We start from the raw sequence: 15,014 nt of genomic DNA on the forward strand, positions 1-15,014 counted from the left end.
GTTGGAGTTGTTGAGATTGTTTGGTGTTCGCTTACCCCATGTGGGAGCGGCGGTGCGGCGATCCGACTTGCTCGCTCCCACTGAAGAAGGGGCGGTGTGTCAGACACTAAGCAGTAAAAACTCCCGCTCCCACGAGCTGATCACCCGCTTGAAGTTCTCGTGTTCGGCGCGCTTGACCGCGACATAACCACGAATGAACTTGCTGCCCAGATAGCGCTCGATGGCCGTGCATTCCTCCATCTGGGTCAACGCTTCCTCGATGGTGATCGGCAACCGCAGGTTGCGGCGTTCGTAGGCCCGGCCCTCTACGGCGGCGCTCGGCGCGATGCTCTCGACCATGCCGATGTAGCCGCACAGCAGGCTGGCGGCAATCGCCAGATATGGGTTGGCGTCGGCGCCCGGCAGGCGGTTTTCCACGCGCATCGCTTCAGGGCTGGAGGTCGGCACGCGCAGGCCGACAGTGCGGTTTTCTTCGCCCCATTCGACGTTTACCGGCGCCGAGGTGTCCGGCAGGAAGCGGCGGAACGAGTTGACGTTGGGCGCGAACATCGGCAGCACTTTGGGGATGTATTTCTGCAAACCGCCGATGTAGTGCAGGAACAGCTCGCTCATCTGCCCATCCTCAGTGGCGAAGATCGGCTTGCCGCTGATGATGTCCACCACGCTCTGGTGAATGTGCATGGCGCTGCCAGGCTCGTCGCCAATAGGCTTGGCCATGAAGGTTGCCGCCACGTTGTGCTTGAGCGCTGCCTCGCGCATCGTCCGCTTGAACACGGTGATCTGGTCGGCCAGGTCCAGGGCGTCGCCGTGACGGAAGTTGATTTCCATCTGCGCCGGGCCGTCTTCATGGATCAGCGTGTCGAGGTCCAGGCTTTGCAGTTCGCACCAGTCGTAGACGTCTTCGAACAACGGGTCGAACTCGTTGGCGGCGTCGATGGAAAACGACTGTCGACCACTTTCCGCGCGACCGGAACGGCCCAGCGGCGCCTTGAGCGGCAAGTCCGGGTCTTCGCAGCGCTGGGTGAGGTAGAACTCCATTTCCGGGGCGACGATCGGCTTCCAGCCCTTGTCGGTGTAGAGCTGCAAGACTTTCTTCAGCACGTTGCGCGGTGACAGTTCGATGGGGTTGCCAAACTTGTCGAAGGTGTCGTGGATGACGATGGCCGTTGGCTCGATGGCCCATGGCACCACGTACACCGCATCGGACACCGGCTTGCAGACCATGTCGATGTCGGCCGGGTCGAGCAGGTCGTAATAGATGTCGTCGTCGACGAAGTCCCCGGTTACCGTTTGCAAAAGCACACTTTCCGGCAGGCGCATGCCTCGCTCATGCAGGAACTTGTTGGTCGGTGCAATCTTGCCGCGTGCAATGCCGGTCAGGTCGCTGACGACGCACTCGACTTCGGTAATCTTGTGATCTTTCAGCCACGTCAGCAACTGATCGAAAGGGACATTCATAAAGACCTCGTTATTGGTTTTATTAACGCCGGGGAGGCCGGTTTCATCCGCCGCACACTTCCCCTGAGACGCGTTGACGACTATCTTGGGCGAGCCCCGAGGTTCCATCTATCCACTTTCAGCAGCACCGAGACGCACCAAAAGAGTGCGAAAGGTCACCCATGACAGCGTGCAATTCGTTACAGGTCCAGGCGTTCGATACCACCGACGTAGCTGAGCAAATCCGCGCCACACCGGGCTGGGTGCAGCATTACCAGCAGATGTCGCCGGGTCATTTTGCTGGGCGGGTGCGTTATCTCGACCTGCAGGGTGTGGAAATCTACGAAGAACACATGAACACCCGGGTCGAGCAGAATTTCGGCGCTCCCGAAGGGGCCCTGGCGTTCTGTTTCGATCGCAGCGACAACGCGCTGTACGTGCTCAATGAAGAGAGCCGCAACATCTGGATCACCCCGGAGAACTACCAGGAAATCGCCGTGGTCTTCGGCCCGGAATTTGTCCAGCGCCACGGCCTGAATGTGTCCCGGCTGGAAGGCTTGTTCATGGCGCCGCTGAACTCGGGACAGAACGCGCTGTTCAGTCGCTGGCTCAGCGCAACCCTGACCCGTCTGGCGCAAATCATTGATCCGCCGAGCAGGGACGCGCTGACGCAGCAGTTGCTCGAAGACTGCCTCTACATCCTCGATAACGCCTGTATCTGCCTGGATCGTGGCGGCTTGCAGCGTCGCACTGAAGAGCGCTCAGTGATAAAACGCATCGGCGAATGGGCAGCCGATTCCCCTGAGGAAACGCTCAACCTGCTGGAGCTGTCGCAGATTGCCGGTGTTTCACTGCGTCAGTTGCAACATGCATTCAAGGCCTACACCGGCATGACACCCACCCACTGGCTACGGCTGCGCCGCCTCAACAGCGCCCGTCGCCAACTGCTCAGCAGCTCACCGCTGGAAACCACGGTGGCCGAGGTGGCGATGCAGTGGTCGTTCTGGCATCTGGGGCGGTTTTCCAGCAGTTATCACGCGTTGTTTCGGGAGCTTCCGAGTGAAACTCTGAAGCGTACATGCGGCCGTCAGTCGCCTGCCCGGAGTGCTTCGTCACGCTGATCTAGACTCTTGATGACTCCCCATTGCCCGGAGGTCATCATGAACAGGTTGTCTTCCCTAGGCCTTTGTGCCGCGCTCTCGCTCGGTGTCAGCCAGGCACTTGCCCAGTCGGTCGTCCCCATGAAAGGCCAGAGCTCGCAACAGACCCAGACCGACATGGCTGAATGCCAGAACATCGCGGCCGGCCAAACCCCTTCATCGACGCCCTCTGGCGGCCGGATCAAGGGCGCTGCGGCCGGTGCTGCCGCCGGGGCGACGGCGGCGCAGATACGCGGCAACCAGCACGATGAGGTTTATGATCGTGTCGATGACGACCGCAAGCAGGACTATCGCCAGGACCGCGCCAAACAAACGGCTGCGGCGGGCATGGTGGTCGGTGGTTCGCGCCAGCGCCAGGACCGGCGAGCTCAGCGCAACAGCAATGAGACCGCCAACGCGACGGCCTACAGCAGTTGTCTGCAAGGCAAGGGCTATCAGGTCAATCCGTGAGCGTGTCGTGTGGCTCGCCGGTCCAACAGGCGAACCATCAGGCACGCATACAATGTCACCAGCAAGAACAACCCCATGCGGATCGCGAACGCGGTATAGACGTCCTTGCCTGCCGCGCTGTCCTGAACCGATTGGCCGAGCAGGATGATCAGGGTGATGAAGGTATTGAGCCAGAAGCCCGGACTGAATCGGCCCGGGCTTAAGCCGTACAACTTGCGCGCCAGGATCAGGCCGAACAGCAACATCCACAGAAAAAACATCCAGAGATGCACGAACACGCTGAGCGCACACCAGAACAACACCGCGAGCAAACCACCCAATAACGTCGATCCGACGAGCTCACGCCCAGCATTGCGGGCGGTGGTGGAGCTTTGCTGTCCCAGGCTCACGGCCTTGAGGATGATTGGCAGATAGCTCGCCGGATCCACCAGGACCAGCAAAAAGGTCGGCATCACGATCAACGTCGCACGCAGCGCCACCCGGTCAGTTTCGTCGGCCGGCAGCGACGGGGCAGCGGGTGGGGAGGGGGCATTGGTCGGGTCGGGAAACAGCCAGTGGCTCACGGCGACGATCAGCACTACCAATAGCAAGCCCTTGACCAGTGCGCCGATGACCGTTGCCGCCAGGTCGAAATCGGCGACCCCCGCAGCAGGTATCATGGTCAGGCCGATCACCAGGAACGTCACGATCAGGTTGTTGCCGCCACGCAAACCATAACGAAACACCAGGAACAGACTGACGCCCACCAGCAATACGCCGCTGACCGGGTAATAACGCAGGACTGGGATCAACAGCAGGCCAACACCGGTGGTCAACAGCGCGGCGAGCGTCAAAGCCAGGCCGGCCTTGAGCGGCAAGGGGCGATTGACGCTGGCCAGCAGCACCAACGCCAGCACCGGCGCCAGAAACGGAATCGGCAACGCCAGGCCAAAGCTCGCCACCAGGCACAACGCCGTGCCGGTGGCCAGGCGCAGTGCGCGCTGGGCCCGAGGCGATCGTTCAGTAGGCATACGACAGCCAGCTCATCAGGCGGAAGAACAGGCGACCCAACGGGTTCAACAGATGGCCTTCGGACGGAAACGCCATGACTTCCGCCTGGCCGCCCGCACGGATCGCCCGACTGTCACGCAAACGCGCCTCCGCGTCCTCCGAGAACTCGATGATCACCGGAAAACGTTGGGCCGGGCGCAGCCAGTCGCGGCTGTTCTGCACCGTGGGCAAGCTACCAGGCTGGGTCGGTTGGCCCACGCTGACGCCGTAGCCGATGCTGCGCACGCGCCCGTCGAACACTTCACCGGGCAACGCATCGAGTACGATCGATACCGGCGTATCGAGTTTGACCCTCCCCAGGTTGTTCTCGGTCATGTCGGCGCTGATCCACATGTCATGGATGGCGATCAGCGTCATGACGGGGCTGCCCACCGCCGCGAATTGCCCGGCGTCGGTGCGCAGGTCAGTGATCAATCCTGCCGAGCGCGCACGGATCTGTGTGTTGGCCAGGTCCAGTTCGGCTTTCGACAGTGCTGTGGCGGCACTGCGCAATAGTGCGTTGTCCTCGGCACTGCCACCTTCCTGCTCCTGGGCACGTTGCACTTCGGCGCGGGCAGCGGCCACCTGGCTGACCGCCTGTTCGCGGTTGGCGCGGGACACCTCCAGCAGGCGTACGGAAATGGTTCCGGGGTCGTCTCGATGCAGGGCTTCCAGGCGCTGGTTGTCCTGGCGCGCCTTGAGCTCATTGGCCTGGGCCGCGCGCAAGTTGGCTTGCGCTGAAGCGATGCCGGCCGTGCTGGCGCCGATCTGCCGTCGCGTCGACTCCAGGTCGGCGCGGGCACGGTCGACGGCAATCTGGTAGGGCTGCGGGTCCACTTCGAACAGCAGGTCGCCGGCCTTGACGTCCTGGTTGTTGCGGACGTTGACGCGCACCACCCGGCCAGCGACTTCAGCCGCCACCGGAATCACAAAGGCACCGACCCGCGCCTGCTGCGTGTAAGGCGTAACGCGGTCCGCCGCCAGGTACCACGCCAGGCTCAGCAGGATCAGCAGCAACACCCAGCGGATACCTTTTTTCGCAGGGTCGGCCGGTGCCTTGGCAGGTTTGGAGGAGGGGGGCGCTTCACTCATGGGACTCTACCTTTTTCACTTGGGCAGGCCTGGGGTCTTCCAGCAAATCCCCCCAGTCCGTGCGTTGCTCCATTTGCTGGCGGGTCGCCGCATCGAGTTTCGGCTGCGGGCTGTACCAGCCACCGCCCAGGGCCTTGTACAGGGCAATCACGTTGCTCACGGCATTGCTGCGGCTGACCAGATAATTGTCCTGTTGCTCGAGCAATGCGCGCTGGGCATCCAGCACCCGCTGAAAATCCGAGTAGCCTTCCAGGTATTGCGCGTCCGCCAACACCAGCGAGCGTTTGGCGGCCACTTCGGCTTCGCGCAGGATGCGTTCGCGTTCCAGGGATTTGATCAAACCGCTGGCTGCATCATCGGCTTCGCGGGCGGCCTGGCGCACTTTGTCGCGATAGGCCTCGATAAGCTGTTGCAAGCGCGCGTCCTGGACTCGCACGTTGTTGCTGATCTGGCCATGGTCGAACAGATTCCAGCGCAGGCTAGGCCCGCCGATAAAATCCAGGTTCCTCGACGTGCCATTCAGCGTATCGGCGGACCAGACGATGCTGCCCAGCAACGTCAGCGATGGGTAAAAGTCGGTTTCGGCCACACCGATCAAGGCCGACTGCGCCGCCACATTCAACTCGGCGGCGCGCACATCAGGACGGCGAAGCAGCAGGTTGGCCGGCACATCCTGCAACACGGCGCGATCCACCAAAGGAATCAGCCCCTGATTTTCAAGCAACTGCGGCAACGCCCCCGGTGGCTGACCGATCAACGCGGCCAGGGCGTTGCGCAGGCGCAGCACCTGATCCTCGAAGCTCGGGATGGTGCTCAAGGTGCCCAGGTACTGAGTCCTGGCTTGCTGCAGATCGAGCTCGGCCTGCTGGCCACTGTTGAACAGCTTTTCGGTGATTTCGAAATTGCGCTTTTGTTGCTTGGCGTTGGCCTTCGCGACGCGCAAACGCGCCTCAGTGGTACGCAGGGAGAAATAGGTGTCCGCCACCTGAGCCCGCAGCAGCACCAGCACGTCGTCATAGTTGGCCTGTGCGGCGAAGTAACTGGCGTCGGCCGACTCAATGGCCCGACTGAACCGCCCCCAGAAATCCAGCTCCCAGCCCACATCGAAACCGGCACTGTATTGCCAGAAATGGTTGTCCTGCGGATTATCGCCCCCGAATTGTCGACGATTGACGTAAAGACTGTCTGCGCTGGCTTGCTGCACTTGTGGATAGCGTCCACTCAGCGCAATACCCAACTGCGCCCGGGCTTCCATCACCCGCAGGCCGGCTATCCTGAGGTCGGAATTGTTGGCGTCGGCGTCGGCAATCAAACGATCCAGCACCGGGTCACCGAACACCTGCCACCAGCGCTGCAAATCCGGATGAAGGCCGTGCTGACTGGATTGATCAAGGGCAGGAGTGTTCCAGTGTTCAATCCACGGTTGTTTCGGCGACTGAAAATCCGGCCCCAGGCGCACGCAGCCGGTCAGGCCCAGCACACCCAGCAAAAGCAATCGGCCCAGTTGCGTCAGATGCATGCGTGTACGCCAGTGGATTGAGTTCAAAGGAGCATAGACGGCTTGCAGCGTTGCCAACTTCAAACTGGGCGTGCGGGTTAAATTGAATGATGGCGGTCAGCCTTGGCGCCGCCCCCTGTTCCCACCGCATATCGCTTTGGGCTCATCCATCGAGCTTAATGTCCAGACGCTTCAGCCTCGATGCCAATGTCGTAGGTTTGAGCCCTAATAGCTCCGCTGCACCACCTTTCCCGAACAGTTTCCCGGCTGTGGCCTTGAGGGCCGACTGAACATTATTGCGCTCCAATTCCCTCATTTGAGCGTCGGTCAAAATCGCATTTGACGCTGATGGAGGCTGAGTGCTTTGGGCAGGCGCTTTCATTTCATCTGGAAAATCCAGGTTCAGGTCTGGACCATTGGAGGTTATCAAGGCTCGCTCAATGACGTTCTGCAATTCACGTATGTTGCCCGGCCAAGAGTAGCGTTGCAGTACCTCGATATCGGAATGACGGAGGCGTCGTCCAGGCATGTTCAAGCGCTTGCTGGTTTGTTTGAGAAAGTGCGCAGCCAGGGGAGCAATATCCAAGGGACGGTCACGTAGCGCCGGCGACTGGATCGGGAAAACGTTGAGACGAAAATAGAGGTCTTCGCGAAAGTGTTTGGCCGCGACTTCTTGGCGCAAGTCGCGGTTGGTCGCTGCGATGATCCGCACATCAACTTTACGTGTCCGTTCTTCACCGACGCGCTCGAACTGACCTTCCTGCAAGACCCGTAACAGTTTGCTTTGCAGTTCCAAGGGGATTTCGCCGATTTCATCGAGAAACAGGGTCCCGCCATCCGCCAGCTCGAAGCGTCCTACCCGGTCACGTACAGCACCGGTAAAGGCGCCGCGAATGTGGCCGAAGAATTCACTCTCGAACAGCTCCGCGGGAATCGCCGCACAGTTGACCCGAATCAGTGGGTGCCCGTTACGGCGACTGGCCTGGTGAATGGCACGAGCGATCAGCTCTTTACCCGTACCCGATTCACCATTGATCAAAACGCTGGCATCGGTCGGAGCGACCACGTCGATCTGGCGAATGATCTTCTTGATCGGTTCACTCTGGCCGACGATTTCGCGAAAGTTATGCTCGATGTGAATCTCTTCCTGCAAGTAAGCGTTTTGCTCTTCGAGGCGAACCTTGAGCACCTTGAGTTCTTCCAGGGCGCTTTGCAGTTGGGTTTCGGTGCTGCGGCGCTCGGTGATGTCGCGGAACACTACAACGGCACCTACGATTCGGCCGTCGGATATCACCGGGGTGCTGGTGAATTCAACTGGAAGAGAACTACCGTCTCGACGCCAGAAGACTTCTTGGCGTCCCTCGTGGACCACCCCGTCGCGCACGGCTTTGTAAATCGGACACTCTTCGACCGGATAATGACTACCGTCTGCATGTGTGTGATGGTGGATGCGGTGTATGTTTTTGCCGATCATGTCCTGCGGCTCCCAGCCCAGCATTCGCGCGCCGGCCGGGTTGACGAAAGTGGCCAGTCCTTCGCTGTTGATGCTGTAGATGCCATCACCCACTGAGCTGAGCAAAAGTTGGTTGTCGCGTTCGGATTCCTGGAACAGGTTAAGGATATTGCGCCACTCAATCAGGCCGCCACGCATCGTACGTTCGGTATGAGCCTGATCACGTTGATATTTCTCATGACTCATTTCGCGGAGCACAAGAATCAGGTGCTGCTCACCTTTGATGTGTAGGGTTGTTGCGGAAATCTCCAGTTCAATGCGCTCGCCACTTTTGCGGTTGCAGCTCAGCTCCTCGGTCCAGCCACGGCCTTTGTCCATCACCGCTTGAGTGAATACGATCAAGTCCGCCAGTTGATGACCGAACAGTTTGCTTACCGGCAGCTCCAACAACTCCTGACGCGGATAGCCAAGCAGCTTGCAAGCAGCGATGTTGAGATCGCCCAACCGGTCGGAAAATGGATTGAGCAGAGCAATGGCTTCGGCGCAATGCTCGAACACCATATTTCGTGCTGAATACGCCAGATCAGCCCAGCCGTTAAGAGAGTCAGTTTCGGTCATGACTACGAATTCTCGTGTTTTAACCCTACGAATATTCGTATTTCTACGGGAATCCGTGATCATCCGATAGCATCAGATACGTATTTAAAAGGCGGATCAAATTCGTATTTCCATATTAATCAATAGCCTAGGAGGCTATTAAAAATCATTTTATTTTTTGGCACGGCGTTCGCTCTATCTCCTGTAACCCCGGCAGCCGACATGGCTGACGTTCAAGTAAGAAGAAACTGGAGAGCGACACTATGCCAACCGTGGACATCCCCCATTACAAAGACGGCGACTTCCTGGTCAATTACGAAGAGAAAGTCTTCGAGGACGTCAAAGCCGAGCCCGGCGAAAAAGTTCTGATCACCTTCCACACCATCGCCTTCGAGGGCTCCATCGGCTTGGTCAATATGCTTCAGGCCAAGCGTCTGTTGCGCAAAGGCTTTGAAACCAAAGTTCTGTTGTACGGACCGGGGGTGCAACTGGGCGTGCAACGCGGTTTCCCAACCCTGGGCGCCGAGGCGTTCCCGGGCCATCTGGCAGTGAACAAGCAATTGATGCAATTCATGGAGGAGGGCGGTGAGGTGTACGCCTGCCGTTTTGCCCTGCAAGCCCTCTATGGTCAGACCGAGAAAGCCTTGATCGAAGGCATTCGTCCGATCAATCCCCTGGATGTGATGGACCTCCGTCTGCTGATGCGCCGTGAGGGCGCGATGATCATCGACACCTGGACTGCCTGACTTTACTGCTCCTGCAGGATGTGAGTACTGCACCCGCATCTTGTAGGAGCAGGTCCAGCCCGCGAAACGATCGTACAACATCATCTCAACACCAGGACCCATCATGGCCATCATTCGCGCAGCAGCCGTACAGATCAGCCCGGTGCTTTACAGCCGCGAAGGCACCGTGGAAAAGGTCTGCCGGGAGATCATTGCCCTCGGCAAGCAAGGCGTTCAGTTCGCAGTGTTCCCGGAGACGGTGGTGCCGTACTACCCCTATTTTTCGTTCGTGCAGCCGGCGTTTGCCATGGGTGCGCAACACCTCAAATTACTCGATCAATCTGTAACCGTGCCATCGGCCGCGACCCTGGCGATTGGCGAAGCGTGCAAGCAAGCAGGAATGGTCGTCTCCATCGGAGTCAATGAGCGCGATGGCGGCACAATCTACAATGCCCAATTGCTGTTCGACGCGGATGGCATGCTGATTCAACATCGCCGCAAAATCACCCCGACCTACCATGAGCGCATGGTCTGGGGGCAGGGCGACGGTTCCGGCCTGCGCGCTGTTGATAGCGCCGTCGGACGCATCGGCTCGCTGGCCTGTTGGGAGCACTACAATCCGCTGGCCCGTTATGCCTTGATGGCTGACGGCGAGCAGATCCACGCAGCGATGTTCCCCGGCTCCTTGGTGGGGGACATTTTCGCCGAGCAGATCGAAGTCACCATCCGCCATCACGCGCTGGAATCCGGCTGCTTTGTGGTTAATGCCACTGCTTGGCTGGATGCTGATCAGCAAGGCCAGATTATGCAGGACACCGGTTGCGGCCCAGGTCCGATCTCCGGCGGTTGCTTCACCGCTATCGTCTCGCCGGAGGGGAAATTACTCGGCGAGCCGCTGCGCTCAGGCGAAGGTGTAGTGATTGCTGATCTCGATCTGGCATTGATCGATAAACGTAAACGCATGATGGACTCAGTTGGGCATTACAGTCGGCCCGAATTGCTCAGCCTCTTAATCGATCGATCGCCAACTGCGCATGTTCATGAGCGCGCCGGTTTCGTTCCGAGCAGTGTCGGTATGCAGGAGGTCGTCCATGCAGACCAATGAATTGCTCGCTGATCTGCAAATTCAAGGCCTGCGTTGGCCGGCTGCGCAGAATGGCTTGTCGCGCCAAGGGGGCGCAGGCCCTTCGGATCACAAGGCGCTGAGCCTCGGCAGTCGCACCCTGATGGTGCCGATCCTCAATCAAGCTTCGCAAAGTTCACCGTACCAGGCCCAGCCAAGCAGTGACGGCAGCGAGGCGCTTATCTTTCGCGAAGGTATTCAGGTCGGTCAGGTGCAGATGCCTGGCGTGCCGAATTTTTACGGATTGACCACCGCTGACGGTACTCCGTACTGGAAGATCGCCACGCTGCATAGCCGCGACGTACTGGCGACAACGGTGTTGCAGCATTGCATCCGCTTTAATGATAGGGCCACTTCTTGCCAGTTCTGCGCGATCGGCCAGTCTTTAGCGGCAGGTAAGACCATTGCCCGAAAACGTCCGCAGCAGCTGGCGGAAGTGGCCAAAGCCGCGGTGGAGCTTGACGGCGTCAAGCACATGGTGATGACCACGGGCACCCCCCAAACCCCGGACCGTGGCGCGGCAATTCTTTGCGAGTCGGCGGCGGCCGTGACCGCAGCGGTGAACTTGCCGATCCAGGCACAGTGCGAACCGCCAGATGATGATCGCTGGTTCCAGCGCCTCGCCGACAGCGGTGTGGTGTCCCTTGGCATGCACTTGGAAGCGGTCACCGACGAAGTTCGTCAGCGGATTATGCCAGGCAAGGCCGAAGTGCCACTGAGCCGTTATTTCGAGGCCTTCAGCGCAGCGGTCGACGTGTTTGGCCGGGGGCAGGTCAGTACCTATATTCTCGCGGGCCTAGGTGACAGCGAGTCGGCCATCAGCCAAATGAGCGAGCGTTTGGCATCGATTGGTGTGTACCCATTCGTAGTGCCGTTTGTGCCCATCGACGGGACGCCGCTTGCCCATCACCCGAAACCCGACAGCGCGATGATGGCTCGACTCTACCCGCAGATTGGCGCCAGCTTGCGTCGCCATGGTTTGCATTCCGAACAGATCAAGGCTGGCTGCGCCAAATGCGGTGCGTGTTCAGCCCTGAAGAGTCACGAATAGGAGGAAGCGACATGGCCACCCTTGCATTTGCATTAGTCGACAGTACTTTCGAGCCTTTTCGTGCCGGTGAACTGCTGGTCAAGCCCGCCGGCGAAAACTGGGAAAAACAGGCTTACTTCGCCTTGCGTCGCGCTGTGTTTTCGGACGAACAACAACTGCTGGCACAGGACAAGGACAGTCACGACTTCCAGGCCATCGCCATCGTCGCCTTGGCGGGCAACTGCGGCATGGCTGATCAAGTGGTGGGGGCGGTACGAATCTATCAGTCTGAACCTGGGTTGTGGTTTGGCGGGCGCCTGTGCGTTGCGTCGGCCTATCGCCGGCACAGCATGATCGGTAAAGCGCTGGTGAACGAAGCGGTGTCCCGGGCTAAGGAACTGGGCTGCGAAGTATTCCGGGCCACGGTGCAGGCGCAAAACGAAGCCTACTTTCACAGTCTGCACTGGCAGACCCTCGACACGCTCGAGCTGCTCGGCCAACCGCATTGTTTGATGCAAGCGCAGCTATCCAGCTACCCCCTGATGCCACGCCAAGTGTCATTGCGTGCGCAAAAGGTCATTCGCCATGACTGAGGCTTCCGATCTGACGGCGTTATTGCGCGCCTTGCGCAACACTCCGGCGATGCTCTCAAAACAGACCATCCAACAACCCGCAGCGGCGATTGGTCACAAGGAACGGGCTTTGACCCGCGAACAGCTGTACGCATTGCCCGGGGACGACACTGCGGCTATTGCCTGTGGCACCGACTTCCAATTGCTCGCCATCGAAGGAATGTTACCGGCCTTTGTTGAAGCAGCCCCCTGGTTTGCCGGCTGGTCCGCGGTCATGGCCAATGTCAGCGATATTACCGCCATGGGTGGGCGCGCGACAGCAGTGGTCAATGCCTACTGGCATCATGACAACGCTGCTGCGCAGCAGATCCTGTCGGGTATCCGTGCGGCATGCGAGGCCTACGGCTTGCTGCTAGCAGGCGGACATACCAGCCTCGTTACGGGCAATCCAACGGCGCTCGCGGTGGCGATTACGGGAACTGCGCAAACCTTGCTGTCGACCCTGCACGTGGCACCGGGTCAGGTCATCGCCATGGCAGTGGACCTTGAAGGACACTGGCATGCCGACAGTGCTTACTGGAAAGCATTCGAAGGAGTACCCGCCGAACGCCTTCGCAGCAAGCTCGATGTACTTCCACGCCTGGCCGATGCGCAGTTGCTGCACGCGGCCAAGGACATCAGTAACGCTGGGGTCCTGGGTAGCCTGCTGATGCTTCTGGAAACTACCGGTTGCGGCGCCACTATCGACCTGTCGGCGCTCCCATCTCCGGTGGATGCCGATTTGGCTCGTTGGCTCCAGGTCTTTCCCAGTTACGGCTTTTTGATGACGTTGGACGAGCGCAATTGGGCGCAGGTGCAGACTGCATTTGCCTTCGAAGGAGTGTGTTGTGAGCGCATCGGTGAGGTTAACGCCACTGGAGCGTTAAGCGTCCAGTTCGGTGAGCAGTGCGATGAGTTTTGGGACCTGCGTGAGCAAGCCTTCACCGGGTTCAGCTACCCCCATCTCGATCTATCCCCCTTAAACCGCATGCAACAGGAGCACTGACATGCCTGCCGTCAATTTCAAGATCCGCTGGCCAAATGGTAAGGAAGCGACCGGCTATTCGCCGTCGACTGTGATCTATCAATACCTGGAGGAGGGCGCAAGTTACCCGCTGCCAGAGTTCCTCCAACGCATCGAAATTGCACTGAACAATGCCTCGGAGCGCGTCAAACAGGTCAAGGGATTCTATTGCAGTTCAGCGATGGACACTTTGAGTTCGCTCAAGGGGCAGGCCAGCTATCTCGAGCAGACGGATTCGTCAGCTGCGCAGGTCGACATTCTCAGTATGTGCACCGAGGGCGCTGGCCGAGTTGTTCGCGAAGGCTGGGGCTCGTTCTGATCCATCGTTTGTTTCTTTAATCTTATATTCACCGAGTTACGGAGTGCCCATGACCAGCCACCTCACCACCATCAAACCTCCACACTACAGCGTCATCGTCGTCGGCGGCGGGCAGGCTGGGTTGTCTGCAAGCTATTACCTGCAACAACAGGATATTGACCATTTGGTGCTTGAAAAACACAGTGTGACTCACACGTGGCGTAACCAGCGCTGGGATGCCTTCAGTCTGGTTACACCCAACTGGCAATGCGCCTTACCGGGCTATTCATACCTCGATGACTTCAACGGCGCGGATCCACATGGCTTCATGAGAAAGGACGAAATCAACGAGTACCTCGCCGGTTTTGTTAAGTCAGTAAATGCGCCCGTGCGCGAGAGCACTACTGTGCAGCGTGTAGTTCCAAAAGCGTCGGGTGGATTCGAGATCCATAGCTCGCAAGGTGAGTTCACAGCGGATCAGGTAGTCGTGGCCTCAGGCGGTTACCACACGCCGATTATTCCGCGATTGGCCGAGCGTCTGCCCGCGAGTGTTCATCAACTCCATTCTGAACAGTACCGCAACCCGCAGTCACTTCCCGCAGGCAATGTGTTGGTGGTTGGTTCAGGGCAGTCGGGAGCCCAAATCGCGGAGGACCTGCATCTGGCGGGACGTAAGGTCTACCTGGCAGTAGGTGATGCCCCACGTTGTGCGCGCTTTTACCGCGGCAAAGACGTGGTCGACTGGCTGGCGGAAATGGGTTACTACGACATTGGCGTCGACACTCATCCCTTGCGTGAGGGTGTGCGTGATAACACCAACCACTACGTCACGGGGCGCGATGGCGGGCGCGATATTGACCTGCGTAGCTTTGCTAGCGAGGGCATGGAGCTATTCGGGCGACTCGAAGGATTACAGGGCACTCGCTTGCAATTTTCCCATAACTTGGGCGAAAGCCTGGACAGTGCTGACGCGGTGTACAACCGTATAAATACTTCGATCGACAACTACATTGAGCAGAACGAGATCGATGCTCCCCCTGGCGAGCGTTACGTTCCAAAGTGGGCACCTGAACAAGAGCGAAGTGAGCTGGACCTTGAAGCCGAAGCCATCTCTTGCATCATATGGTGCATAGGCTTTAGTCCCGATTTTAGCTGGGTGGAGGCTCCAGTATTCAACGGGCGTGGCCATCCTGGGCACCAACGCGGGGTCACGGCGCAGTCAGGTCTGTATTTTCTCGGATTACCCTGGCTCTACACGTGGGGTTCCGGGCGTTTCTCGGGGGTCGCACGTGACGCCGAGTATGTGGTCGAGCGCATTGCTGAATTGAAAGCCAGCTGAAGAAGTGGGCGCGCGCCATCGCAAGGTGGATTGGGTGGTGCGCCATGCCCATCTCATTGCAGGTGTGAAAAGGCGTGGGTAACCGGGGGGATTTCGTAATATCGTATTACGTGTAATGTATATTATGTTAAACAGCATATTACGTGGC

14 protein-coding genes are annotated in these 15,014 nt (G+C 59.0%); 9 read left to right on the forward strand and 5 right to left on the reverse strand.

Annotated elements, in window-relative coordinates; all coding sequences use genetic code 11:
• Positions 1 to 99 precede the first annotated feature (99 nt).
• On the reverse strand, positions 100 to 1,458 hold the full coding sequence (locus tag AB4N64_RS10150) for a glutamine synthetase family protein (RefSeq protein WP_460124962.1): 1,359 nt from the start codon (positions 1,456 to 1,458) through the stop codon (positions 100 to 102).
• A 161-nt stretch (positions 1,459 to 1,619) separates the two neighbouring features.
• On the opposite strand from AB4N64_RS10150, the gene AB4N64_RS10155 reads away from it, so the two are divergent.
• Together AB4N64_RS10155 and AB4N64_RS10160 are read left to right on the forward strand one after the other, a co-directional pair.
• Positions 1,620 to 2,558: a helix-turn-helix domain-containing protein gene (locus AB4N64_RS10155; RefSeq protein WP_460124965.1), complete on the forward strand. Its 939-nt coding sequence runs from the start codon at positions 1,620 to 1,622 to the stop codon at positions 2,556 to 2,558.
• 39 nt (positions 2,559 to 2,597) lie between these two features.
• Positions 2,598 to 3,047, forward strand: a complete 450-nt coding sequence (locus tag AB4N64_RS10160) for a hypothetical protein (RefSeq protein WP_460124968.1) — start codon at positions 2,598 to 2,600, stop codon at positions 3,045 to 3,047.
• Here AB4N64_RS10160 and AB4N64_RS10165 read toward each other — a convergent pair.
• The 4 genes from AB4N64_RS10165 to AB4N64_RS10180 all read right to left on the reverse strand — a co-directional run bounded on the left by AB4N64_RS10165 (position 3,032) and on the right by AB4N64_RS10180 (position 8,737).
• A complete protein-coding gene (locus AB4N64_RS10165) occupies positions 3,032 to 4,057 on the reverse strand; it encodes a DUF2955 domain-containing protein (protein ID WP_460124971.1) in 1,026 nt (341 codons plus the stop codon). The two genes, AB4N64_RS10160 and AB4N64_RS10165, sit on opposite strands and share 16 nt — an antisense overlap.
• Positions 4,047 to 5,168 carry an HlyD family secretion protein gene (locus tag AB4N64_RS10170; protein WP_460124974.1) on the reverse strand — a complete coding sequence of 374 codons (1,122 nt, stop codon included), beginning with the start codon at positions 5,166 to 5,168 and terminating at the stop codon, positions 4,047 to 4,049. Before AB4N64_RS10170 ends, AB4N64_RS10165 begins: the two co-directional genes overlap by 11 nt.
• Entirely contained in the window at positions 5,161 to 6,687 is a 1,527-nt protein-coding gene (locus AB4N64_RS10175; protein ID WP_460124977.1) for an efflux transporter outer membrane subunit, read from the reverse strand. Before AB4N64_RS10175 ends, AB4N64_RS10170 begins: the two co-directional genes overlap by 8 nt.
• A gap of 142 nt (positions 6,688 to 6,829) precedes the next feature.
• A complete protein-coding gene (locus AB4N64_RS10180; protein ID WP_460124980.1) occupies positions 6,830 to 8,737 on the reverse strand; it encodes a sigma 54-interacting transcriptional regulator in 1,908 nt (635 codons plus the stop codon).
• Positions 8,738 to 8,979: 242 nt separating this feature from the next.
• Here AB4N64_RS10180 and AB4N64_RS10185 point away from each other — a divergent pair, with 242 nt between their 5' ends.
• From AB4N64_RS10185 to AB4N64_RS10215, 7 genes are all read left to right on the forward strand, one after another.
• Positions 8,980 to 9,462 (forward strand): MSMEG_0572/Sll0783 family nitrogen starvation response protein, encoded by a 483-nt coding sequence (locus AB4N64_RS10185; protein WP_460124982.1) that lies wholly within the window; start codon positions 8,980 to 8,982, stop codon positions 9,460 to 9,462.
• Positions 9,463 to 9,565: 103 nt separating this feature from the next.
• A complete protein-coding gene (locus AB4N64_RS10190; protein ID WP_460124984.1) occupies positions 9,566 to 10,546 on the forward strand; it encodes a Nit6803 family nitrilase in 981 nt (326 codons plus the stop codon).
• A complete protein-coding gene (locus tag AB4N64_RS10195) occupies positions 10,533 to 11,615 on the forward strand; it encodes an MSMEG_0568 family radical SAM protein (RefSeq protein WP_460124987.1) in 1,083 nt (360 codons plus the stop codon). The genes AB4N64_RS10190 and AB4N64_RS10195 overlap by 14 nt, the downstream gene beginning before the upstream one ends.
• 11 nt (positions 11,616 to 11,626) lie before the next feature.
• A complete protein-coding gene (locus tag AB4N64_RS10200) occupies positions 11,627 to 12,187 on the forward strand; it encodes an MSMEG_0567/Sll0786 family nitrogen starvation N-acetyltransferase (RefSeq protein WP_460124990.1) in 561 nt (186 codons plus the stop codon).
• Entirely contained in the window at positions 12,180 to 13,211 is a 1,032-nt protein-coding gene (locus tag AB4N64_RS10205; protein WP_460124992.1) for a sll0787 family AIR synthase-like protein, read from the forward strand. The genes AB4N64_RS10200 and AB4N64_RS10205 overlap by 8 nt, the downstream gene beginning before the upstream one ends.
• Position 13,212: 1 nt before the next feature.
• Positions 13,213 to 13,548, forward strand: coding sequence for an MSMEG_0570 family nitrogen starvation response protein (locus tag AB4N64_RS10210; RefSeq protein ID WP_460124995.1), 336 nt, complete (start codon positions 13,213 to 13,215; stop codon positions 13,546 to 13,548).
• A gap of 49 nt (positions 13,549 to 13,597) precedes the next feature.
• The gene (locus AB4N64_RS10215; RefSeq protein WP_460124997.1) at positions 13,598 to 14,866 is read left to right on the forward strand and encodes an MSMEG_0569 family flavin-dependent oxidoreductase; all 1,269 of its coding nucleotides are present in this window, start codon (positions 13,598 to 13,600) and stop codon (positions 14,864 to 14,866) included.
• Positions 14,867 to 15,014: the final 148 nt, after the last annotated feature.

Source organism: Pseudomonas sp. S2_C03 (genome assembly GCF_054668405.1).